Source organism: Zhongshania borealis, from assembly GCF_039539625.1.
Classification (GTDB): domain Bacteria; phylum Pseudomonadota; class Gammaproteobacteria; order Pseudomonadales; family Spongiibacteraceae; genus Spongiibacter; species Spongiibacter borealis.
Window position 1 is genome coordinate 28,237 of sequence record NZ_BAABDM010000013.1, and the last position, 20,484, is coordinate 48,720.

22 protein-coding genes and 1 tRNA gene are annotated in these 20,484 nt (G+C 49.3%); 14 read left to right on the forward strand and 9 right to left on the reverse strand.

The features are described from left to right. Positions 1-32 precede the first annotated feature (32 nt). The 6 genes from ABD836_RS18555 to ABD836_RS18580 all read left to right on the forward strand — a co-directional run bounded on the left by ABD836_RS18555 (position 33) and on the right by ABD836_RS18580 (position 6,380). On the forward strand, positions 33-1,376 hold the full coding sequence (locus tag ABD836_RS18555; RefSeq protein WP_344938860.1) for a YcjX family protein: 1,344 nt from the start codon (positions 33-35) through the stop codon (positions 1,374-1,376). Further along, the gene (locus tag ABD836_RS18560) at positions 1,373-2,404 is read left to right on the forward strand and encodes a YcjF family protein (protein WP_344938862.1); all 1,032 of its coding nucleotides are present in this window, start codon (positions 1,373-1,375) and stop codon (positions 2,402-2,404) included. Before ABD836_RS18555 ends, ABD836_RS18560 begins: the two co-directional genes overlap by 4 nt. Before the next feature lie 138 nt (positions 2,405-2,542). Further along, the gene (locus tag ABD836_RS18565) at positions 2,543-3,097 is read left to right on the forward strand and encodes a tyrosine-type recombinase/integrase (RefSeq protein ID WP_344938864.1); all 555 of its coding nucleotides are present in this window, start codon (positions 2,543-2,545) and stop codon (positions 3,095-3,097) included. 279 nt (positions 3,098-3,376) lie between these two features. After that, on the forward strand, positions 3,377-3,850 hold the full coding sequence (locus ABD836_RS18570) for a hypothetical protein (RefSeq protein WP_344938866.1): 474 nt from the start codon (positions 3,377-3,379) through the stop codon (positions 3,848-3,850). 23 nt (positions 3,851-3,873) lie between these two features. Then, positions 3,874-4,626 carry a hypothetical protein gene (locus tag ABD836_RS18575; RefSeq protein ID WP_344938868.1) on the forward strand — a complete coding sequence of 251 codons (753 nt, stop codon included), beginning with the start codon at positions 3,874-3,876 and terminating at the stop codon, positions 4,624-4,626. 437 nt (positions 4,627-5,063) lie between these two features. Then, positions 5,064-6,380: a hypothetical protein gene (locus tag ABD836_RS18580; RefSeq protein WP_344938870.1), complete on the forward strand. Its 1,317-nt coding sequence runs from the start codon at positions 5,064-5,066 to the stop codon at positions 6,378-6,380. 366 nt (positions 6,381-6,746) lie between these two features. Here the strand turns inward: ABD836_RS18580 and ABD836_RS18585 are convergent. The 4 genes from ABD836_RS18585 to ABD836_RS18600 form a co-directional block, all read right to left on the reverse strand. Next, a tRNA-Phe gene (locus ABD836_RS18585) sits at positions 6,747-6,822 on the reverse strand. Between the two features lie 83 nt (positions 6,823-6,905). After that, positions 6,906-7,178, reverse strand: coding sequence for an oxidative damage protection protein (locus ABD836_RS18590; protein ID WP_184462513.1), 273 nt, complete (start codon positions 7,176-7,178; stop codon positions 6,906-6,908). Then, positions 7,175-8,248 carry an A/G-specific adenine glycosylase gene (mutY, locus tag ABD836_RS18595; protein ID WP_344938873.1) on the reverse strand — a complete coding sequence of 358 codons (1,074 nt, stop codon included), beginning with the start codon at positions 8,246-8,248 and terminating at the stop codon, positions 7,175-7,177. Before mutY ends, ABD836_RS18590 begins: the two co-directional genes overlap by 4 nt. Next, the gene (locus tag ABD836_RS18600) at positions 8,245-8,643 is read right to left on the reverse strand and encodes an acetyl-CoA sensor PanZ family protein (RefSeq protein WP_344938875.1); all 399 of its coding nucleotides are present in this window, start codon (positions 8,641-8,643) and stop codon (positions 8,245-8,247) included. The genes mutY and ABD836_RS18600 overlap by 4 nt, the downstream gene beginning before the upstream one ends. An 81-nt stretch (positions 8,644-8,724) precedes the next feature. On the opposite strand from ABD836_RS18600, the gene hisB reads away from it, so the two are divergent. From hisB to hisF, 4 genes are read left to right on the forward strand one after another with little or no spacing between them, the layout of a single operon-like run. After that, positions 8,725-9,318 (forward strand): imidazoleglycerol-phosphate dehydratase HisB, encoded by a 594-nt coding sequence (hisB, locus tag ABD836_RS18605; protein ID WP_344938877.1) that lies wholly within the window; start codon positions 8,725-8,727, stop codon positions 9,316-9,318. An 11-nt stretch (positions 9,319-9,329) separates the two neighbouring features. Beyond that, complete coding sequence (gene hisH, locus ABD836_RS18610; protein ID WP_344938879.1) at positions 9,330-9,995, forward strand: imidazole glycerol phosphate synthase subunit HisH; 666 nt, start codon at positions 9,330-9,332, stop codon at positions 9,993-9,995. Positions 9,996-10,010: 15 nt separating this feature from the next. Then, positions 10,011-10,745 carry a 1-(5-phosphoribosyl)-5-[(5-phosphoribosylamino)methylideneamino]imidazole-4-carboxamide isomerase gene (gene hisA, locus ABD836_RS18615; RefSeq protein ID WP_344938880.1) on the forward strand — a complete coding sequence of 245 codons (735 nt, stop codon included), beginning with the start codon at positions 10,011-10,013 and terminating at the stop codon, positions 10,743-10,745. A gap of 21 nt (positions 10,746-10,766) precedes the next feature. Then, on the forward strand, positions 10,767-11,543 hold the full coding sequence (gene hisF, locus ABD836_RS18620; RefSeq protein ID WP_344938882.1) for an imidazole glycerol phosphate synthase subunit HisF: 777 nt from the start codon (positions 10,767-10,769) through the stop codon (positions 11,541-11,543). A gap of 47 nt (positions 11,544-11,590) precedes the next feature. On the opposite strand, the gene ABD836_RS18625 is transcribed toward hisF, so the two are convergent. The 3 genes from ABD836_RS18625 to gpmM all read right to left on the reverse strand — a co-directional run bounded on the left by ABD836_RS18625 (position 11,591) and on the right by gpmM (position 15,771). Then, a complete protein-coding gene (locus tag ABD836_RS18625; RefSeq protein WP_344938884.1) occupies positions 11,591-12,976 on the reverse strand; it encodes a S41 family peptidase in 1,386 nt (461 codons plus the stop codon). Between the two features lie 72 nt (positions 12,977-13,048). Next, positions 13,049-14,158, reverse strand: a complete 1,110-nt coding sequence (locus ABD836_RS18630) for a murein hydrolase activator EnvC family protein (protein ID WP_344938886.1) — start codon at positions 14,156-14,158, stop codon at positions 13,049-13,051. Positions 14,159-14,214: 56 nt separating this feature from the next. Continuing rightward, on the reverse strand, positions 14,215-15,771 hold the full coding sequence (gene gpmM / locus ABD836_RS18635) for a 2,3-bisphosphoglycerate-independent phosphoglycerate mutase (protein ID WP_344938888.1): 1,557 nt from the start codon (positions 15,769-15,771) through the stop codon (positions 14,215-14,217). A 156-nt stretch (positions 15,772-15,927) separates the two neighbouring features. Between gpmM and ABD836_RS18640 the strand changes: the two genes are divergently transcribed. The 4 genes from ABD836_RS18640 (at position 15,928) to ABD836_RS18655 (ending at position 17,791) form a co-directional block, all read left to right on the forward strand. Next, positions 15,928-16,341 (forward strand): rhodanese-like domain-containing protein, encoded by a 414-nt coding sequence (locus ABD836_RS18640; RefSeq protein ID WP_344938892.1) that lies wholly within the window; start codon positions 15,928-15,930, stop codon positions 16,339-16,341. A gap of 63 nt (positions 16,342-16,404) precedes the next feature. Continuing rightward, positions 16,405-16,659 (forward strand): glutaredoxin 3, encoded by a 255-nt coding sequence (grxC, locus tag ABD836_RS18645; protein ID WP_344938895.1) that lies wholly within the window; start codon positions 16,405-16,407, stop codon positions 16,657-16,659. 73 nt (positions 16,660-16,732) lie between these two features. Then, positions 16,733-17,206, forward strand: a complete 474-nt coding sequence (secB, locus tag ABD836_RS18650; protein ID WP_344938898.1) for a protein-export chaperone SecB — start codon at positions 16,733-16,735, stop codon at positions 17,204-17,206. A gap of 105 nt (positions 17,207-17,311) precedes the next feature. Next, entirely contained in the window at positions 17,312-17,791 is a 480-nt protein-coding gene (locus tag ABD836_RS18655) for a tRNA (cytidine(34)-2'-O)-methyltransferase (protein WP_344938901.1), read from the forward strand. A 104-nt stretch (positions 17,792-17,895) separates the two neighbouring features. On the opposite strand, the gene ntrC is transcribed toward ABD836_RS18655, so the two are convergent. Further along, positions 17,896-19,314, reverse strand: a complete 1,419-nt coding sequence (gene ntrC / locus ABD836_RS18660; protein WP_344938904.1) for a nitrogen regulation protein NR(I) — start codon at positions 19,312-19,314, stop codon at positions 17,896-17,898. Next, positions 19,311-20,387, reverse strand: a complete 1,077-nt coding sequence (gene glnL / locus ABD836_RS18665) for a nitrogen regulation protein NR(II) (protein ID WP_344938907.1) — start codon at positions 20,385-20,387, stop codon at positions 19,311-19,313. Before glnL ends, ntrC begins: the two co-directional genes overlap by 4 nt. Between the last annotated feature and the right edge of the window lie 97 nt (positions 20,388-20,484).

The following is a 20,484-nucleotide window of genomic DNA, read 5'->3' on the forward strand; positions in this document are numbered from 1 at the left end:
AGTATTGTAATTTATATTCAGAGGTTCGGGTTTTGACAAAGAAAATATCAATTGGTGTAACTGGATTTTCGCGTTCAGGAAAGACGGTTTTTATAGGGTCTCTTATTCAAGCTCTTCTCACATCAGATGCATGGAGCGAGCGTAAGGGGCAAGGGCCACTTGCGCGGTTTTCTCCGGTTGAGCGAGGTCAGTTTATTTCAGCTCAAGTAAAGAGCGATCTGAATACCGATCTTCCACAGTTCCCTTTTAGAAAGGTAAGAGAAAGTTTAGTAGGAAGTTCGTCGAAATGGCCGACGGCGACAGAGGGGATATCTCGCATTGTTGTTGAGGTTGAGTTTTCGCCTCGGAAATCATTTATCAAGCGACCAAGAAAAATGCAAATTGAGTTGATCGATTTCCCCGGCGAATGGTTGATCGATCTGCCAATGCTTGATTTGAGCTATGAAGAATGGTCACGGAATATGTTGGCGGCGGCAGAGTGTGGTGCAAGAAAAGAATGGGTTTTGAAATATTTTGATCATGTTGATGCCATTGGTATTGGTGCGGCCTTTGACGAAGAAGTGGCGGAAGACCTCGCTGACTTGTGGAGAGAATATCTACAGGTCTCTATAGATAGTGGGTATGTCTTAAATCAGCCCGGACGACTTTTGCGGCCTGATGCATTAAGGAATTCGCCCATCCTTAGATTAGTGCCGCTGCCTGAACGGCTGGCGGGGAGCGGACTCTGGGTCGGTATGGAGGCGCGATTCAAAGATTATAAAAGTAAGGTGATAAAGCCTTTCTATAAAAAACATTTTTCAAAAATTGATCGTCAGATTGTCTTAATCGACTTGCTCAGAGCTATTCAGCTTGGTGAACCAGTTTTTAATGAAATGACGGAGTCCTTGAGTGAAACGCTAAAGTCGTTCAATTATGGTAAGGGGGGGGGCTTGTCTTGGTTAGTTGGAGGTGCCACCTCGCACGTATTGTTTGCAGCTACTAAGTGCGACCATGTGACGCGTGGCGATAGGGCTAATATCGAGCAAACGATGAGGCGGATGCTTTCACATTTAGACGATCAGAATGAACTTCGCGCTAGCTCATTGAAGCACGAGGTTATGGCAATCTCGTCTATCAAGGTTACGGAAGATAGAAAGACGACGAAGCCTCCTGTAAGGGAAGTTCTTTTTGGATTGCCAAAGGGGGCGGCTCAGCCTAATCAATATGACCCCGGTGGTGTTCCTTTAGATTTTCCGCCTCATTGGGGGGAAGTCGATTTTGAGTTTTACGAATTTCAGCCGATGCATGAGCTTATGACCGATGCGCTTTATGAAGGGTTTCCTGCTATAAATCTGGGTAGGGTGCTTGAATTTCTGATTGGAGATGACTTCGCATGACGGATAGAGGCCGAGCGCCGGGGGTGGTCAGTGATGAAGCTGTCGCGCTAGATGATGAAGGTAATATTGGTAGTGCGAAGACTACGAAGAGTGAGCCGGTTCGTCGGCCTCACGGTCTGGTGACAGATGAAACTGTTTCTTTGGAGAGTAAGGGTGTCAATCAGGCGGTGGCAGTATCTGAAGTAGAGACCCGCAATTTTCCTGTTTGGAAGCTTTCTTTCTATTTGGGGCTGGCATTTCTGCTTACTTGGGCTTTTGTTGGTGGAGTTATTTTTCTACACGGCATTACTCTGCAAAATCATTTTTTGGGTCTCGTGGTAGGGGTATTGCTGTTAAGTCTCTGTGTCGCATTGATATACGGCGTTTTCACCGAGGTGCGTGCGTGGAAGTTAATAGGTAGCTCGGCCCTCACAGGCAGTCACTTGGTGGCGGCATGGGAGAAAAATGATTTTATTCTCGCAAAGGATACTTTAGAGCCAATATTAGGAGAAATAGCGAAGCACAGTCCTGATATTGTTGCTGAGTTCCATGGGGCCAGCTCAACTAGAGAAAATGCTCGGGACTACCTTGACCTGTTTGATAATGTGATTCTTGCGAACTTAGATCAACAGGCCAGTAAATTGATAAAGCAGTCAGTGTTAACGACTGGAATGGGTGTGGCTGCAATTCCGCACCCTGCATTGGATTCTCTTTTTGTGATGTGGCGGGCGTTGCGATTGGTTCGTGGTGTTGCCGAGGTATACGGCGTGCCGAACACGGGGGTCTCCTCGATTCGCTTATTAGCGTATTGCTTGAATAGTGCGTTTATTGCGGCACTAGTTGGGCAATCGTTTGATTCTTTAACTGATTTTTTGTTACTAGATGACGGCGAGGGTGCTGCGAGTCTCGGGGCTGAAGCTGTTGGTGCAAAAGTCGGGAAGGTGTTCGCTGAGGGAGCCGTTACGTCGGTGAGAATGTATCGCTTGGGTAAAAATGCTCGCTTGATATGTCGGCCATGGTGCCGGTCGTTGCAGGTAGACGGAAGTTAAAGGATTGTGGTCCTGAATTCCTAATCCACAAAATACTATTTTGTAGATTAGGAATCCCTCGCCATTGCTGAATTGTAGTCTTTCTGCTAGCATCTATTCCTCGTTTTGCGAATTAAATTATTGAAATGAGGAATAGGTGTGGCTACTGTCGATGCGGTTAAAAGCTTAGATGAAGTGCGCGATGTCGCCCGCTTATTAAAAAAGCATAAAGGCGATATCTATGCCGATTTGTGGGTATTCGGCGTTAATGTCGGTTTGCGGATATCTGATTTACTACCTTTGACCCTAGAGCAGGCCAAATCCGGTGTGCTAGAGCTGAAAGAAGGTAAAACCAATAAGAATCGTAAGATCACACTGAATAACACTGCCATTGCCATTGTGAATAAGCGCTTAGTGGCCACCCCCGACCACACCTACCTTTTTCAAGTTGATAGCAACCGAGCTAAGAATAAACCCTTGAGCCGGTCAGCTGTTTCAAAGGCCTTTGCAGAAATTGGCGAGATGGTAGGGGTGCAGTTGGGTACGCATAGCATGAGAAAGACCTTGGGCTGGGTGATGCATTCTCAGGGAGCAAGTATTGAGCGAGTTTGTAAGGTCCTCAATCACTCCCATCCAGCTATTACGATGAGATATATCGGATTAACTGAGGCAGATACGCAGGCGGCGTATAGTGAGTTTGAGATTCGTGTTTAACAATTGACCCGCGTTCCCCTTGGCTCGGTGTGGTACTGTGTAAGCAATTGATTTATATCTCTGCGGGTATGAGGTCAGGAGCAAGGAATGCATGGAATAAAAACAAGGAACGAGTCTTCATTTTGCCGTCGGTACGATATTGGAAAGGCAAGCTACCCTCTGGTTTCATCGAACTATATTTTAGCCGTTTCATTTTCGCTTTGATAAAGAGCCGAGAGTGATATGTGGCGCAAGTCTATTGAATAAAACTGCTGAGTTTAATAGGGAATCGGAAACGTTATGAGTGATTTGGAAAAAATTCGTGAAATATTTGGAATATACGATTGTCAAGATCACGATATCATTGACGTTGCTCTAGATAAAATAATGGAGCAAGAGAGAGTCAGTGACGAGAAGTACATACTCCGTGAAGGGAAGGAAGTACATAGGATTACCCTAACTAAGTCTGTCCCAGCTTCGGTAATAAAAGCGGAACTAAATGTCCCTTTAAAATACGGTGTTAATTTGGGCGTATTTAATAATTTGGATGACTCAGATTATCAGTCTCCCGGGGCTTGGTTTGTTCGCCAAGGATTCATTGTTCGATCAAAAAAAGAAAATGGAAATTGGATTCAATATGCTTTTAAAAGTTACGGTGCAAATAATCTAACTCGTTCTGAAGTAATGGAATACTTAGATATTACTAAACTTAAATACGATAAAAATAAAATTAATGATTTTGGTCCGACGGTAGTCACGATCTCTAAGGTTTAGCGCCACCAAAAAGGATTATTAGTATGCTCGGTTTTCTCAAGATGAAGCGTAGAAAAGATGAATACTTACGTAGGGTTGTGCCAATACTGCAAAAAAATATCGGGCCAGGTTTTAATGCATATAGCCTTGCTGAAGAATGCTTGGGGGAGTTGAGGGGGAATATTTCTAGCGGTATGTTTCATGATGGCCCCAATCCTAAAGAAAATATAATGGCTTTCTATTCAATTTGCAGCATGATTAGTGAAACTAGTTCGGCTGACGATAGAGCCACAATTCTCAAGTTGTCGGTTATGGCCGGAGTACTAAAAGAAAAGTTAGGCCCCTTTGAAAACATGACGTCACTTGAGAAAGGAATTTTTCACTACGGAGAGCAGGTATTGGCAGGTGGCATCGGTGCTCCGTCAGAGAGCAGTATTGAAAAATTAAAATCATATTCTGTCCAGGTCATAATGGACCTCATGAAAGATCAGGACGCTGATGTCTTGGAACATGATGTAAAACAAATTGTTGATAACGTATCGACAAATGTTGGTGATAGAGAGGTTTTAAAAGTTGGTAGCCAAATATTAGCGGTATCTGTTTTATCAAATGCAACAGGCTACTATATAGATCAAGGTGAAAGTAATATCGCGCACAGTTATTTTAAGTGCGTTAGTGCAGCAATCAATAAATATTTTGATGGGCAGATGGAGTCATATAATGACTATCAGAAAAATGCGCTCAGAGTAATAATAAATAGCCATCGCTCGCTAGGTAAAGAGCTTATGAAAGACTGAATAATAACAAGGCTGCTTGGAAAAAGTTATCAAATGAATTTAATGCGCTTCCTACGGCCGTTGGGTATGCGCCTTTGGCAGGCGCTGTTAAATTTCGAGAATTTTTTGAAAAATCTTTTCAAGATGGGCTGGGTAGGATATCTTCCTGAAAGTATTTAATTGAAAAATAGCAAGCATTAAGTCCAGTTGATTATTTTAAAATAAAAATCCTGGGTCAATAGTAAGTTAAAATCAAAAGTCACTACCGCGATATCCCTGAGGGGCTTGGTGAAAATCACACTGAGTGTGTGGCGTTTAAATGCGATGCGGTGGCGGTTGGCCGCGTGGCAGATATTAGGCTTCTGATGTTTTCCAGTTATATGGTTGCAAAGGCTTTCGTAAGTTAAAAAGATCACAATTCTAAGGTGTTAACTTCACATGCTAGGAGTATAGGTTAGATGGAATTTTCCCTAGAAAAAATATCTGAACGCATACACTTTGGCAAGACGAAGGAGTATTTCGCAGAAGTGCTGTCGTCGTATCAAAATGAAAATTACAGGTCGTCTATCGTGATGCTTTGGTCGGTAGCAGTCTGCGATATTGTTTACAAGTTGCAGCACTTAGTGGATTTGTATGAGGATGCTTCCGCCAGCGTAATATTAACTGAGCTTACTGCATTGCAAAATAGTGATCCAAAATCTTCAGCTTGGGAAATTAAATTGGTAGATGATGTATATGGAAAAACAAACCTCATCGATGGGGCTGAGTATGAGAATTTGCGATATTTACAAAAGCAGCGTCATTTATCTGCCCATCCAGTGCTTAATAATGAAAGCGAGCTGCATACACCAAATAAAGAGACGGTAAGGGCGTTATTGAGGAATACCCTAGAAGGACTTTTGATCAAACCCCCATTTTATACGCAGAAGATATTTGACGAGTTGATCGCCGATGTTTCCGATAATACTGAAGCATTAAACACTGCTAAGAAGGTTAAACGGTATGTGGAGAGCCGATATTTAAACCGGTTAACATCTGATGTGGAGCTACAGATATATCGCTCATTATGGAAATTCGTCTTTAAACTCGAAAATGAAGATTGCGGGAAAAACAGGAAAATTAATCTTCAAGTGCTTGATGTAATAGGCCAAAGAAATATTGGAAGACTTCGCCAGTTTATTGATGGGGAAAAAGACTACTACAGCAACATAGCGGGTAATGGCTCGCCGGTTGCGTATCTAGTTTTTTACTTGTCTCAGAATCACGATTTATACGGGGCTTTGAGTGAAGATGCTCGGCTGAAAGTTCAGCACTGTATTGAATCTGATTCGGCAGGGAAGACACTCGGTTGGTTTGTTAAAGGCAGTCTTAGCAAGCATTTTGAAGATTTGATTGAATGGATCGAAAGCGAAGAATATCCAGTTTTTAAAGAGGGCCAGTGGGATGCTCTGCTCCAGATTAATGATTCGGAGGAGTGGCAGGAAATGTTTTGTAAAGCAGTCGGTGCATATTACGCTGTAAGTAAGAGCTTCGATGAGGCGGATAGTCGCTTCCGTGATGCCCTTCAGTCGCGTATCCATTTATTTTCATTGGTAGCAATCAATTATCTTCTGGGGAAAATCGAGGCAAACACTCAAGTGTATCGGCGTGGACTCGCATCCATTGACCACCCTAAGTTAATTAAGAGGGCGCTTGAGTTGGACGAAAATTTTGATTTTTCGCCATATCCATATTTTGAGAAGATAGTCGAGGAAGGCGAAGTGGTTGACGGTTAAAGGGTTAGTGCAGTCAGTTTGGTAATTCGTTCATCGGAGACCGAAAAGCTGAGCTGGTTATTTGGGGTGGGGTAAGCGGTTGGGGTTTTGTCTGTGAATGGCGTTAATACCTAAGGGCAGCGTACCCAAATGCAAGAATAGTGGTGAATCTGCAGGGGGCTCTCTTTGTCGGTGCGGTATGCCGGATTAATCGAAAAATATATTCCCACGCACAGTGAGTTTGAGGGTCGCGTTTAGGCAAACAAATATGGGAGAATAAAGGCGGTTATTTATACGAATCAGTGCTACACACACTATGCAATTGAGTGCTACACATCAGATTTTTTAATCCCTTAAGCTGTTGTAATATAAGGGTTTTTATGAAAATGGTGCCCAGAGACGGAATCGAACCGCCGACACGAGGATTTTCAATCCTCTGCTCTACCGACTGAGCTATCTGGGCATATTTGAGAGCTTTGGCTGCTTCTCAGAAGGCGCGTATTAAACCCGTTCCTAATCAGTGAGTCAAGCCCCAAAAACAATGACTTATTCGCTGGGGGGCACGTAGCCTTCCGCTTTTTCGTATTCTTCGCCTGAGAAGAACTTTTCCATTTCGGCTTGCAGGAACTTCCGCGAGGCGGGATCCATCATGCTCAGGTGTTTTTCATTTATGAGCATGGTTTGGTGGGCGTGCCATTCTTCCCATGCTTTTTTGGAGACGTTTTCGAAGATGTCCTGACCTTTTGGTCCGGGATAGGGTGCCTTGTCTAAGCCTTCGAGGTCTTGCTGGTATTTTTTGCAGAATACGGTGCGGGTCATGCGCTGTGTTTCCTTAGTAAATCTTGGCTGAATACGGCGTCGAGCAATTTTTTGACGGGTGCCGCCAAGCCGACTTGCTGATTGCTGTGCCCCTTATACCAGAGCATCTCGCGGGGTTCCATGATCGTGCTGATATCGGCCTTTAGTTTGATGTGTAGCGGGGTGATATCCAGATGAAAATGGCTGAAAGTGTGGCGCATATTTGGCCAAGCCTGAATTTGGCCTTTGGCGTTTAGGGTATTTTTTAGGTAGTGGGCGGCGGTATCAAAGTCGACGGCTTCGGGCAGGCTCCAGAGGCCGCCCCAGATACCGCTGTTGGGCCGCTGTTCTAGCAGAATTTCACCGGCAGCGTTTTCAATAATGAGCAGGTGAATCTCGCGGACTGGGGTCGCCTTCTTTGGCTTTTTGCCGGGGTAATTGGTCTGGGTTCCTGCGGCGTAGGCTTCGCAGCCAGATTGTACTGGGCACTCCGGGCATTTGGGCTTGCTACGGGTGCAGAGAGTAGCACCGAGATCCATAATAGCTTGGGTGTAGTCGGCTACTCTCTTTTTAGGGGTAAGGTCTTCGGCGAGTAGCCATAACTGGCTTTCTATGTCTTTGATACCGGGCCAGCCGTCGATGGCGGCGTAGCGGCTTAGTACCCGCTTTACATTGCCGTCGAGAATCGGTGCGCGGCCGCCAATAGCAATAGAGTAAATGGCAGCAGCGGTGGAGCGGCCTATGCCGGGTAGGGTTTGAATAGTCTCGGGGTCGCCGGGAAATACGCCACCGAAGTCTTCACAAATCATTTTGGCGGCTTTGTGCAGGTTGCGGGCGCGGGCGTAGTAACCCAGTCCCGTCCACAGCGCGAGGACTTCATCATTAGGCGCGAGCGCAAGGCTGGCAATGTCGGGGAAGCGCGCCATAAACCTGAGGTAATAAGGGATTACGGTGCTGACCTGGGTTTGTTGCAGCATGATTTCTGAGACCCAGACCCGATAGGGGCTGATGTCTTGTTGCCAGGGCAGGTCTTTGCGGCCGGCAATATCAAACCATTGCAGCAATTGCTCGCTAAACAGCTGTTTGCTCATGCTGTTGGGCGTTGCCACTGCCAAAAGTTGTGGGTGGCGGTGAAACCCAGCTCTGAAAACAGATTGATGAGTTCCGGCGCGTGGCTTAAGTCGGCGGAAATTGACTGCAGGTCATCGGGCAGTTGTTTCATGGCCTGAATGATTAACTGCCGTGCAACCCCTCGTCGGCGCGTAACTTCGCGCACCGAGAGTTGGGCTAATTGATAATCTCCGTCATATATCGGCGTAAGAGTGCAGGCCGACAATAGGCGACCATTAAAGCGGCCGCCAAAGAGAATTATTTTGCCTGCTGCCGCCTGCGCCACCAGCTTGGTGCTGGTGTTGGGGTAGAGGATTTCCAGATCATTGCTGTCTTGCGGGTCTGGTTTAGTGATGATTTCTGCGTATACGGGCATTTATGACGCTTCTGCTTGGTGTAATAAGGTTCGGGATTTTTTATAATACGCTATTGTAAGCAAATAACCGACGAGGCGTCGATGAACGAGCGCAAAGCTACGATCAGCCGTAACACCCTTGAAACGCAGATTACTGTGACCGTAAACCTTGATGGCACAGGTAAATCCCATTTTGAGACTGGGGTTCCCTTTCTTGATCATATGATGGACCAAATTTCCCGTCACGGTCTAATTGATCTAGACGTTCACGCGGTGGGTGATTTACACATTGACGCTCATCACACCGTTGAAGACATCGGCATTACCATGGGGCAAGCCTTTGCGGAGGCGGTTGGCGACAAAAAAGGTATTACTCGCTATGGTCACGCATACGTGCCTTTAGACGAGGCTCTGTCGCGCGTGGTTATCGACTTCTCTGGTCGCGCCGGGCTGGAATATCACGTGCCTTATACCCGTGGTAGTGTGGGCGGCTTTGATGTGGATTTGTTCTCTGAGTTTTTCCACGGCTTTGTTAATCACGCCAAAGTGACCCTGCATATCGATAATTTGCGTGGTAAAAATACCCACCATCAGGCCGAGACAGTGTTTAAAGCCTTTGGCCGTGCTCTGCGCATGGCTTTGCAGCCAGATGAGCGGATGGCGGGAATTACGCCGTCTACCAAGGGTAGTCTCTAGGATTTTTCAATATGAGTAAGTCTTCCGTTGCCGTAATCGATTACGGCATGGGTAATTTGCACTCGGTGGCCAGTGCCCTCGAGAAGGTTGGCGATGGCGTTAAGGTCATGGTCACTGATTGCCCAGAAACTATTTTAAGTGCTGATCGGGTGATTTTCCCCGGTGTGGGTGCGATTCGTGATTGCATGGCTGAACTCAAAGCTCGCGGCTTAGACGAAGTGATTCAGGAAGTGGCGGCGCAAAAGCCATTATTGGGTATTTGCTTGGGCATGCAGGCTTTGTTGGAAACCAGTGAAGAGAATGGCGGCGTTGAATGCTTAGATGTATTGCCGGGCGCCGTTAAATTCTTTGGTAGTGATCTGCGCGATGCTGCTGGCGGTCGTCTTAAAGTCCCGCACATGGGTTGGAATAACGTTAGCCAGGCCATTGAGCACCCGCTGTGGGCCGGTATTCCCGACGCTAGCCGTTTCTATTTTGTGCATAGCTATTACGTCGATGCGCCAGAATTTGTGGCGGGTAGCTGCGATTACGGCGTGCAAGTGCACGCGGCGCTGGCCTGCGATAATGTATTTGCTGTGCAGTTTCACCCTGAAAAAAGCGGTGATATGGGACTGCGTCTGCTGAGCAATTTTTTGAGCTGGGATCGCCCTGCGGCCTTCTTTCCAGTGACTGACTAAAATTAAGGTTTTACTATGCTGATTATTCCCGCGATTGATTTAAAAGACGGCCATTGCGTGCGCCTGCGTCAGGGCGAAATGGATGATGCGACTGTTTACGGTAGCGATCCCGTTGAAATGGCTGCGCGCTGGGTGAAAGAAGGCTGCCGTCGTCTGCATTTGGTCGATCTTAATGGTGCTTTTGAAGGCAAACCCATGAATGGCGAAGCAGTTAGCGCCATTGCCAAAGCCTACCCAAACCTGCCGATTCAAATTGGCGGTGGTATTCGCTCTTTGCATACCATTGAGCAGTATTTGGATGCCGGTGTGAATTACGTGATTATCGGCACCAAAGCAGTTAAAGAGCCTAAGTTTGTTGCAGAGGCATGCAAGGCCTTTCCCGGCTCAGTGATTGTTGGTCTAGATGCCAAAGACGGCTTGGTGGCGACCGATGGTTGGGCAGAAGTATCTACGTTGCTGGCCACTGAGTTGGCTAAGCGCTTTGAGCAAGATGGCGTCGACTCTATTGTTTATACCGATATCGCCCGCGACGGCATGATGCAGGGCGTGAACATTGACGCGACTGTTGCCATGGCCAAGGCTTCTGGCCTGCCGGTGATTGCCTCTGGCGGCGTGACGAATATGGATGATATCCGTGCACTGCAAGCGGTGGCTGATGCGGGTATTCTAGGCGCCATTACTGGCCGCGCTATATACGAAGGTCAACTCGATTTGCGCGAAGCTCAAAGCTATTGCGACGGCAAGGCTTAAACACCGGAACAGGACAGCATAATGGCTCTGGCTAAACGTATTATTCCCTGCCTAGACGTCGACAAAGGTCGCGTGGTGAAAGGCGTAAATTTTGTTGGCATTCGCGATGCGGGTGATCCTGTTGAGGTAGCCAAGCGCTATAACGAACAGGGCGCTGATGAAATTACCTTTTTAGATATTACCGCCACCCATGAAGGCCGGGAAACCACCGCGCATATCGTTGAGCAAATTGCTGCAGAGGTTTTTATTCCGCTTACGGTTGGCGGTGGCATTCGCGAGATCAAAGATATTCGCGCCATGCTTAATGCCGGTGCCGATAAGGTGGGAATTAACTCGGCGGCAATTCACCGTCCCGATTTTGTGAAGGAAGCGGCTGATCGCTTTGGCTCGCAATGTATTGTTATTGCTATTGATGCCAAGCGGGTAGCGGACGAAGCAGATGGTCGTCCCCGTTGGGAAATCTTTACCCACGGGGGGCGCAAACCCACCGGTATTAACGCCGTGGAATGGGCGATAAAAATGGTCAATAACGGCGCCGGTGAGGTGCTGTTAACGAGTATGGATGGCGATGGAACTAAGGCTGGCTACGACCTGGGCTTAACGCGGGCGATATCCGACGCAGTCGCGGTACCGGTTATTGCCTCCGGCGGCGTAGGTAATCTTGATCACATGGTGGAGGGGATTATTGAAGGGCGCGCTGACGCGGTATTGGCTGCCAGCATATTCCATTTTGGCGAGTTCACTGTGCCAGAGGCCAAGGCCTATATGGCGGCGCGGGGAATAGAAGTCCGCTTATAAAAAAACGGGCCTTGCGGCCCGTTTTTTTATGCTGCTATTTTTAGCGCTTACTCTGTTGTGGTGCCGGTTTTGGCATCGCTTTCTGCTACCGCCTTTTTGGCGCTAGACATAATGTGCAAGCCTTTCAGTAAATTCAGCGCTTCATAGAGCTGATTGTCATTGGCGGCTAACTCGCTGCTGTCGTTTTTGTCTTTCTTATCTTGCTTGCGGCTTTTGCTGTCGCTTTCTGCGCCATCGCCACGACCAAGGTGGCCAGCCAGGTCAGCTTCAGTTACTTGAATGCCGGCAGTCAATGCTTCAAACCGGGCTTTCTCTACCACTATGTCAGGAATAATGCCTTGGGCCTGAATAGACCGGCCACTCGGTGTGTAGTAACGGGCGGTGGTGAGTTTAATAGCGCTCTCTTCCGACAGCGGCAATACTGTTTGCACCGAGCCTTTGCCAAAGCTTTGGGTGCCGACAATGAGGGCGCGCTGATGATCTTGCAGGGCGCCAGCAACAATTTCGGAGGCCGACGCTGAGCCGCCATTAATTAATACCACCATTGGGGTGTCATCGGCGGGGTTTTTGGCGCTGGCCATAAAGCGGCTATAGGCATTGGGGAGGCGGCCTTCGGTGTAGACAATTAAGCCGTCGTTGATAAATTCATCTACCACTTGAACTGAGGCTTGCAGCAAGCCGCCGGGGTTATTGCGCAAATCTAGGATTAAGCCCTTAAGTGCGACGCGGCCGGCTTTAAGTGTGGCGAGTTCTTTCTTTAAGTCTTGGCCGGTGCGACTCTGAAATTGAGAGATGCGAATATAGCCGTAGCCGGGCTGAAGCATTTCGCCGCGGACACTAGCCACGGTAATAACGTCGCGCTTTAGCTTTACGTCAAAGGGCGCGTTGACACCGCTGCGTAAGATGGTGAGTACAATTTTACTGCCCGCCGGACCGCGCATCAGCGTCACGGCTTCTTGCAGGTTCATGCCTTTAATTGGTTTGTTGTCGATTTGAATGATGAGGTCACCAGGCTGAATACCCGCGCGCTGGGCTGGGGTGTCGTCGATTGGGGTAACGACTTTAATAAAGCCGTTTTCCATGCCTACCTCAATGCCCAGGCCGCCAAATTCACCCGTGGTGTGGTTTTGCAGATCTTCAAAGGAGCTGGCATCAAGGTAGTCAGAGTGGGGGTCGAGGCCACTGAGCATGCCGCGAATAGCATTTTCTAACAGTGTTTTATCGTCGACCTCTTCCACGTAGCTGAGGCGGATCTGATTAAAAACATCGGCGAAATTACGCAGTGCCTGAAGGGGGAGCTGGCCTTGGCTGCCGTCTTCGGCGAGCTGTTCCGATTGCTCTGTGTCGCTGTCATCACTGGCGAGAAGCGCAGTAGGTGTGGCGAGCAGCAGAATTAGCAGCGCGGAAAATGTGTGACGAAACATGTCAGGCATAAATGAATTCCCAGAACGTCCTTGAAACGAAACTTATTGTATCTTGCTTTTGGGGTGAATGCTGCCGATGCGTTATTGGCACCAGCTGCGGGGGTCGGTGGGCCGCCCTTTGTAACGGATTTCAAAATACAATCCCGCCTGTCGTTGGCCGCCGCTATTCCCGACAGTCGCAATGCCTTCGCCGCCGCGCACCCAGTCGCCCTCGCTGCGCAATAGGCTTTGGTTGTGTGCGTAAAGGCTGAGGTAGTCGCCGCCGTGGTCAACAATAATCAGTAGGCCGGCACCGCGGAGCCAGTCGGCAAAGACAACACGACCATTGTGGATGGCCTTAACGGCATCACCTTCATTGCCGCTAAGTTGTATGCCCTGCCAAGTAACGGCGCTGCCTTGCCGCGACGCACCGTAGCGATTCATTTGTTTGCCATTGATAGGCCATGGCATTTTACCGCGCAAATCTTTAAAGGGTTTGTAATTGGCGGGCATTGCGATATTTGTCACTTCGCGCTCAACCGCTTGGAGTATGCTCTCGAGGTCTTTACGTTGTTTGTCGAGTGAGCTTAGTGAGATGGTTTTGTTTGATATCTCGCCGTCGATATTGGCCAATACTTTTGCGCGCTGCTGTTTTTGTACGAGTAAGGTTTGTTGTTGCTGTTCTAGTTCGCGGCGGCTGATTGCTAGGGCGTCTGCCTCGGCGCTAATCGCGGGTTTGATTTTTTCTAAATCATTGAGGGTGTCGCGGTATTTGCTCAGTTCGTCACTGCGCGCGCGGTTAAAATAGTCGAAATAGGTCAGTGTGCGGCTGAGTCTTTCGGGGTTTTCTTGATTGAGTAGCATCTTTATCTGACTTTCTTTACCCAGGGCGTAAGCGCTGCGCACGTGTTCGGCAATAAGGGCTTTTTGATTTTGTTGTTGTTCACGCAATTGACGTTGGCGAACTTCTAGCTCGGTTAGTTTGCGTTGCTGCTGCTCAGATTTTTGCGTGATGCGGTGAAGTTTTGCGGCGGTGCGGCCTATGTCTTTTTCGATACTTTGCAGGGCTTTGGCAGCGCTGCTGCGCTCGCCTTGCTGGCTCGTAATCGCTTTTTTGAGGCTGCCAATTTTTTGGTTTAATTCGCGCAGTTGCTGCTTGGTGGCTTCGCCGTCGGCGACGGCTGTGCCAGTCAGCAGCAATGTGCCCAGCAATAAAGTGCCCAGTACAAAGTGGCTGAACCTTAGGTGAGTGAGCACTGCGCGCGGCTTCAGGCGTCGCGAAGCAAGTTGACGCCAGTCATGTCCGTAGGTTGTTCTACGTCCATGAGTGCTAGCATCGTTGGTGCGATATCGGCAAGCTTGCCGCCCTTTTCCAATAGTCGCTGCTGTTTATTGCCAACGTACACCAACGGTACTAACTCTGTGGTGTGCTGGGTGTGGGCTTGGCCCGCGTCATAGTCGACCATTTGCTCGCAGTTGCCGTGGTCGGCTGTAATCAGGCAGTGGCCGCCGACTTCCAGTACCGCATCTGAAACTCGTTTGATGCAAATATCCAGTGCTTCAACGGCTTTGACGGCAGCTTCAAAGACACCAGTATGGCCAACCATATCGCCGTTGGCGTAGTTGCAGATGATGGTGTCGTAGTCGCCACTGTGAATTGCTGCAACGAGTTGGTCGGTGAGCTCGGGTGCGCTCATTTCTGGCTGTAAGTCGTAGGTGGCTACGTCGGGAGACGCGATGAGTTTGCGATCTTCGCCTTTATACAGTGCTTCGCGGCCGCCGCTAAAGAAAAATGTTACGTGCGCATACTTCTCGGTTTCCGCAATTCGCAACTGGGTTTTGCCCTGTTTTTCCATTACCTCGCCAAAGCTGTTGTGCATGGTGCTGGGTGGGTAAGCGACACTGGCGGGGATGCTGTCGGCGTATTCTGTTGTTGTCACAAAATCGGCGAGGGCTGGATGAGCTTTGCGCTCAAAGCCGTCGAAGCCCTTGTCGACAAAGGCGCGGGTGATTTCGCGTGCGCGGTCCGCGCGGAAGTTCATAAATATTACGCTGTCGCCGTCGCTAATTTTGGCGTCAGCTTCACCTTCGTGCTGAATAATGGAGGCGCTGACAAATTCATCATTTTCGTCGCGATCATAGGCTGCTTGCAGGGCGTCGGCCGTGTTGCTGTATTGGTATTCGCCGCTGCCGCTGGTCAGCAAGTCGTAGGCTTTTTCAACGCGGTCCCAGCGATTGTCGCGGTCCATCGCGAAATAACGGCCAATCAGTGTGGCGGTGCGGCCGCAAGCAAGTTCGGTAAATTTGGCGTCGAGTTTTTGCAGTGGTCCTAGCGCGCTGCGCGGCGGCGTGTCGCGGCCGTCGAGGAAGGCGTGTACATAGACTTGCTTGGCGCCGCGCTGGGCGGCCAGCTCGATCATTGCCAGTATATGATCTTCGTGGCTGTGAACGCCGCCAGATGAGAGTAGGCCGAGGATGTGCACCGCTTTATTTGCTTGCACTGCTTTATCTACTGCGTGTGTGTAAACCGGATTGCTGAAAAAGTCGCCGTCGCTAATGGCCTTGTCGATGCGGGTGATACTCTGGTAAACCACGCGGCCAGCGCCGAGGCTCATATGGCCAACTTCGGAGTTGCCCATTTGGCCGTCGGGTAGACCGACATCTAGGCCTGAACCGGAAATAAGTGTGTGGGGCGCGTTCAGCCAGAGGCGATCCCAGTTTGGCGTTTTGGCGTGGAAGATGGCGTTGTCTTTAGGGTCTTCGCGGTAGCCAAAGCCGTCGAGGATGACAAGTACGACAGGTTTTTTTGCTAGGGTGTTGGCCATAAATATGTTCGCTTCAGGACGATGGGGAATAGCTCGGTATTGTAGCTTTTTCGCTGAGTTGAGGCTATGCGAGGTGGGTGAGAAATACCGCTTGGCAGTGTATACTCTCGCTTTTTTCGCGAATTGTGCGACGCACAAGGCTAATGAGACGTTTTCATGGATAAATTAATCCCCTTTGTTGCTGAACAATGGATTCTGGTATCGGCATTAATTTCTTGCCTGTTGTTATTGAGTTTCCATGAGCAACGCCGCGCAGGTAAGAGTCTTACGCCTCAGCAAATGGTGAATTTGGTGAATCAGCAGGAAGCGCTGGTTATCGATTTGCGCGACAAAGCTGAATATAGCAAGGGTCATATTTTAGGTTCCATCAATCTGCCCTTTGCTAAGCTCGAGAAAGAAATCGCCGACAAGGCCGACAAAGATAAACCGCTGGTATTGGTATGCAAAATGGGCCAGCACTCTGGCGCCGCCGGGAAAAAGCTCGGTTCACTCGGCTACACCCAGGTTAATCGCTTAAAAGGTGGTATTTCTGAGTGGCAAATTATGCAGATGCCGCTTGTTAAAAAATAAAGACGGTCGCTCTTTTACGAAGCCGTGTTTAGCAACAGCGAAAATGGTATAAACGAGGTAAGAATGGCTCAAGTTACAATCTACACTACGCGATTTTGTCCATTTTGTGTGCGCGCCAAACAATTGCTGAGCAGCAAAGGTGTGGCCTTTGACGAGATCCCTGTCGACGGGCGCAACGATTTACGGAGTGACCTGGCCAAGCGCAGCGGTCAGCGCACTGTCCCGCAAATTTGGGTAGGTGATACTCATGTTGGTGGTTGCGACGAATTGTATGCTTTGGAGCGCAGTGCCAAGCTAGATGCGCTACTTGCCAGCTAACACCCTTGTGAAACGCGAAGCTGACCCATATATACGGTATAGCCCCTTTAATTAGTTTAGGAAACGGAAAACAATGCCAGAAGAAACGCCCGTTCAAGCCAAGTTTGCCCTGCAGCGTATTTACACTAAAGATGTGTCTTTTGAGTCTCCTGCCGGACCTATCATCTTTACTAAAGCGTGGAAGCCTAAAATACAGGTTGACCTTAATACGCGCAGCAAAGCGATTGCCGAAAATAACTACGAAGTCATTTTAACCGTCACGGTTACGGCCAAACTGGAAGATGATGAAACTGCCTTTTTGGTAGAGATACATCAAGCCGGTTTGTTTATTGCCGAAGGTATTGAGGGTGATCAACTGCGCCAGTTGCTGGGTATAGCTTGTCCTAATATGCTATTCCCGTATTTGCGCGAAGCGGTAGACGCGCTGGTAGTGAAAGGTGGCTTCCCTGCGTTGGCACTACAGCCTGTGAATTTTGAAGCACTGTATCGCCAGGCAGAAGAAGCTGCGGCGGCTAAAGCGGCAGAGGCTGCGTCAACGACGCACTAAGCTGTAAAGTGTCTACGTAAATACCGCTTGCTGGTCGTTTGGTGAGCGGTATTTTTTTACCTCTAATTTTGTTGTCGGCATAACTCGTTTTTTGGTGTTCCCTCTATGTTCCATATCGCCCTGTACGAGCCGCGGATCGCCCCTAATACGGGAAATATTATTCGCTTAGTTGCGAATAATGGCTGTCATCTTCATCTTATTGAGCCATTGGGCTTTGATATGGAAGAGAAGAAATTGCGCCGCGCGGGTTTAGATTATGCCGAGTTGGCGCGGGTGACGCGTCATCCGGACTACCCGAGTTTTTTGGCCGCCATGGCGGGTCGGCGTATATTTGCATTAACCACCAAGGGTAATCGCAACTACGCTGATGCCAAATTTGCTGCCGACGACGTATTACTGTTCGGCTCTGAAACCGCAGGACTACCCGCCGATGTGCGGGAAAGTTTGGGGCAAGAACAATGCCTGCGTGTGCCGATGATGGCCGAGGCTCGAAGCCTGAATTTGTCGAATACCGTCGCTTTAGTGAGTTACGAAGCGTGGCGGCAAGTGGGATTTATGGGGGCAAGCCTGACGTTGGGAGTCTGACGTCGGACGAAAAAGCTGTGCGGAGCTTCGTTGTGTAACGTCAGCCACCATATCAGTTTCTAAGCGTCAGACGCCCGACCTCCGGCGTCCGACTGGCCCTTCAATCAATCCTCGTCATCTCCACCCATACCCAGCTCCTTAATCTTACGAGTCAGAGTATTGCGTCCCCAGCCTAATAGATTGGATGCATCCCGGCGGCGGCCGTGGGTGTGGCGTAGTGCGGCTTCGATCATGATGCGTTCGAATTGCGGTACGGCGCGGTCGAGGAGTTTGTCGCGGCCCAGCATGAGCTCTTGATCCGCCCAGCGCTTGAGGTTGTCTTGCCAGTTAGAGGCCGGCGCGGCTTCACCTTGGGGTCTTTCTAGTAACTCAGGCGGCAGGTCGTTTATGTGTATTTCACGGCCAGAGGCCATGACGGTTAACCAGCGACAGGTGTTTTCCAGCTGGCGCACATTACCCTGCCATTCCATTTGGCAGAGGTATTCTTCGGTTTCTGGGCGCAGACGTTTAGGCTCAACATTCAGCTCGTTACCCGCGCGGGTAAAGAAGTGCTGCATGAGTTTTGGGATGTCTTCGCGGCGTTCAGATAGCTTGGGTAGGTGGATGCGAATTACATTTATGCGGTGAAATAAATCTTCCCGGAAATGATTGCTCTTCACCAATTTTTCAAGATTCTGGTGAGTTGCTGCAATGATGCGCACGTCGACTTTAACCGGTGTGTGACCACCAACCCGGTAAAACTCACCGTCGGCTAAAACACGTAATAAGCGCGTTTGGGTGTCGGCGGGCATATCACCAATTTCATCTAAGAATAATGTGCCGCCATTGGCCTGCTCAAATCGGCCGCGACGCTGAGCGCTTGCGCCGGTAAACGCCCCTTTTTCATGGCCAAATAATTCAGACTCCATTAGGTCTTTAGGAATCGCGGCCATGTTTAAGGCGATGAAAGGTTTCGTCGCCCGCGGGCTGTGGCGGTGAAGTGCTTGTGCCACTAGTTCTTTACCTGTACCCGACTCACCGTTGATTAGCACGGTGATATTTGATTGGGCTAGGCGACCGATGGCTCGAAACACTTCCTGCATGGCGGGTGCTTCACCGATTATCTCGGTTGTTTCCAGTGGCGCTTGCTCAGGGAGTAAATTACGATTTTTGTTGGCGTGTTGCAGTGCGCGCTGGGTGGTAGCAACCGCGTCGTCTACATCGAATGGCTTGGGTAAATACTCGAAGGCACCGCCTTGGTAAGAAGCCACTGCGCTATCTAAGTCAGAATGAGCAGTGGTGATGATAACGGGCAGGCCGGGATGGGCGGCGGTAATTCGCGACAGTAATTTTAGGCCGTCGATCCCCGGCATGCGGATATCACTAATGATGGCGTCGGGCACTTCAGATTCGAGTTCGCTAAGTAGGCCATCACCGTTTTCAAAGCAGCGGGTAATGATGCCAGCTTGGTTTAGGGCTTTTTCAAGAACCCAGCGAATCGATCGGTCGTCGTCAGCTATCCAGACAGCATTGGTTTGACTCATGAGGCTTGCTCCAGCGGGATGTGCAGCGAGAAGGTGGTGTTACCGGGCTCGCTACTACATTCAATTAGGCCGTTGTGATGGTTGAGTATAGATTGTGCAATTGATAAACCGAGGCCGGTGCCATCGGCGCGGCCGCTGACCATCGGTAAGAATATTGAGGCGCGCAAGTCCTTGGGGATGCCTGGGCCGTTGTCGATAATATCCACGCTACACACTAGGCGGTGGCGATGGCTGCCTATGGTAAGTTGGCGCACGGTACGCGTTCGTAAAATGATTGTGGGGTCGCGGTCGTCCATATTGTTTTGCCGCAGCGCTTGTTGGGCATTGCGGGTTACATTTAGGAATGCTTGTATCAGTTGTTCGCGGTCGCCCAAAATATCGGGAATACTTGGGTCGTAGTCGCGAATGATGCGGATATAACCCTCGCTCTCGGCGTCGACGAGCTGGCGGACACGCTCCAATACTTCGTGGATATTGGTCATCTTCTTTTCAGGTGCGCGATGTGGGCCGAGCATGGTGTCGACTAAATTGCGTAGGCGGTCCGCTTCTTCAATGATGATATTGGTGTAGTCGTGAAGTTTTGGGTCGCTGAGTTCGCGCGCTAGCAATTGGGCTGCGCCGCGCAATCCGCCAAGCGGATTTTTAACTTCGTGTGCAATGCCGCGAATCAATGCTTGGCTGTTTTGCTGTGAAGATAGCAAGCCTTCTTCGCGACTAATTCTGATGAGGCGGTCCAGGGGCTGAAACTCAATTATCAGCGAGGTGCGCCGATTTTCGGTAACTGGGGTAACGGCGTAGTCGACTGTGATCTCTGCCCCTGAGCGCAAAGTGAGTACGGTTTCGCGCTTGGTATAGGCCTCGCAGTTGTTTATTGCGTCGAGTAACTTAACGAGCGTGTCTTCTTGCTCGTGGAATAGCTTGGTTATGGCTTCGCCATGAATGCGTTGGTCTGATACCGCCAATAGCGACTCTGCCGCGGGATTGATGTAGCTCACGGTCAGGTTCGGCTCGACTAACAAAATAGCTGTTTTTAAGTTGTCGAGAATTTGGTGGTGGAGATTATTCGGGGGCATATCGTCGCCAGTATGTTCATTATGCTTTAGCTCAAAGCAATTTCTAGGCCAAGGGAGTAGTAGGGGGTTGTCGGTAGATATTCACAGAATTGAGGGC

Coding starts and splice junctions, on each gene's coding strand:
- ABD836_RS18625 (WP_344938884.1), bottom strand. CDS start 12,976: ATGCCTGACATGTTTCGTCACACATTTTCCGCGCTGCTAATTCTGCTG.
- ABD836_RS18590 (WP_184462513.1), bottom strand. CDS start 7,178: ATGACCCGCACCGTATTCTGCAAAAAATACCAGCAAGACCTCGAAGGC.
- ABD836_RS18560 (WP_344938862.1), top strand. CDS start 1,373: ATGACGGATAGAGGCCGAGCGCCGGGGGTGGTCAGTGATGAAGCTGTC.
- hisF (WP_344938882.1), top strand. CDS start 10,767: ATGGCTCTGGCTAAACGTATTATTCCCTGCCTAGACGTCGACAAAGGT.
- ABD836_RS18640 (WP_344938892.1), top strand. CDS start 15,928: ATGGATAAATTAATCCCCTTTGTTGCTGAACAATGGATTCTGGTATCG.
- ntrC (WP_344938904.1), bottom strand. CDS start 19,314: ATGAGTCAAACCAATGCTGTCTGGATAGCTGACGACGACCGATCGATT.
- ABD836_RS18575 (WP_344938868.1), top strand. CDS start 3,874: ATGCTCGGTTTTCTCAAGATGAAGCGTAGAAAAGATGAATACTTACGT.
- ABD836_RS18580 (WP_344938870.1), top strand. CDS start 5,064: ATGGAATTTTCCCTAGAAAAAATATCTGAACGCATACACTTTGGCAAG.
- hisH (WP_344938879.1), top strand. CDS start 9,330: ATGAGTAAGTCTTCCGTTGCCGTAATCGATTACGGCATGGGTAATTTG.
- secB (WP_344938898.1), top strand. CDS start 16,733: ATGCCAGAAGAAACGCCCGTTCAAGCCAAGTTTGCCCTGCAGCGTATT.
- hisA (WP_344938880.1), top strand. CDS start 10,011: ATGCTGATTATTCCCGCGATTGATTTAAAAGACGGCCATTGCGTGCGC.
- hisB (WP_344938877.1), top strand. CDS start 8,725: ATGAACGAGCGCAAAGCTACGATCAGCCGTAACACCCTTGAAACGCAG.
- ABD836_RS18655 (WP_344938901.1), top strand. CDS start 17,312: ATGTTCCATATCGCCCTGTACGAGCCGCGGATCGCCCCTAATACGGGA.
- ABD836_RS18570 (WP_344938866.1), top strand. CDS start 3,377: ATGAGTGATTTGGAAAAAATTCGTGAAATATTTGGAATATACGATTGT.
- gpmM (WP_344938888.1), bottom strand. CDS start 15,771: ATGGCCAACACCCTAGCAAAAAAACCTGTCGTACTTGTCATCCTCGAC.
- grxC (WP_344938895.1), top strand. CDS start 16,405: ATGGCTCAAGTTACAATCTACACTACGCGATTTTGTCCATTTTGTGTG.
- glnL (WP_344938907.1), bottom strand. CDS start 20,387: ATGCCCCCGAATAATCTCCACCACCAAATTCTCGACAACTTAAAAACA.
- mutY (WP_344938873.1), bottom strand. CDS start 8,248: ATGAGCAAACAGCTGTTTAGCGAGCAATTGCTGCAATGGTTTGATATT.
- ABD836_RS18600 (WP_344938875.1), bottom strand. CDS start 8,643: ATGCCCGTATACGCAGAAATCATCACTAAACCAGACCCGCAAGACAGC.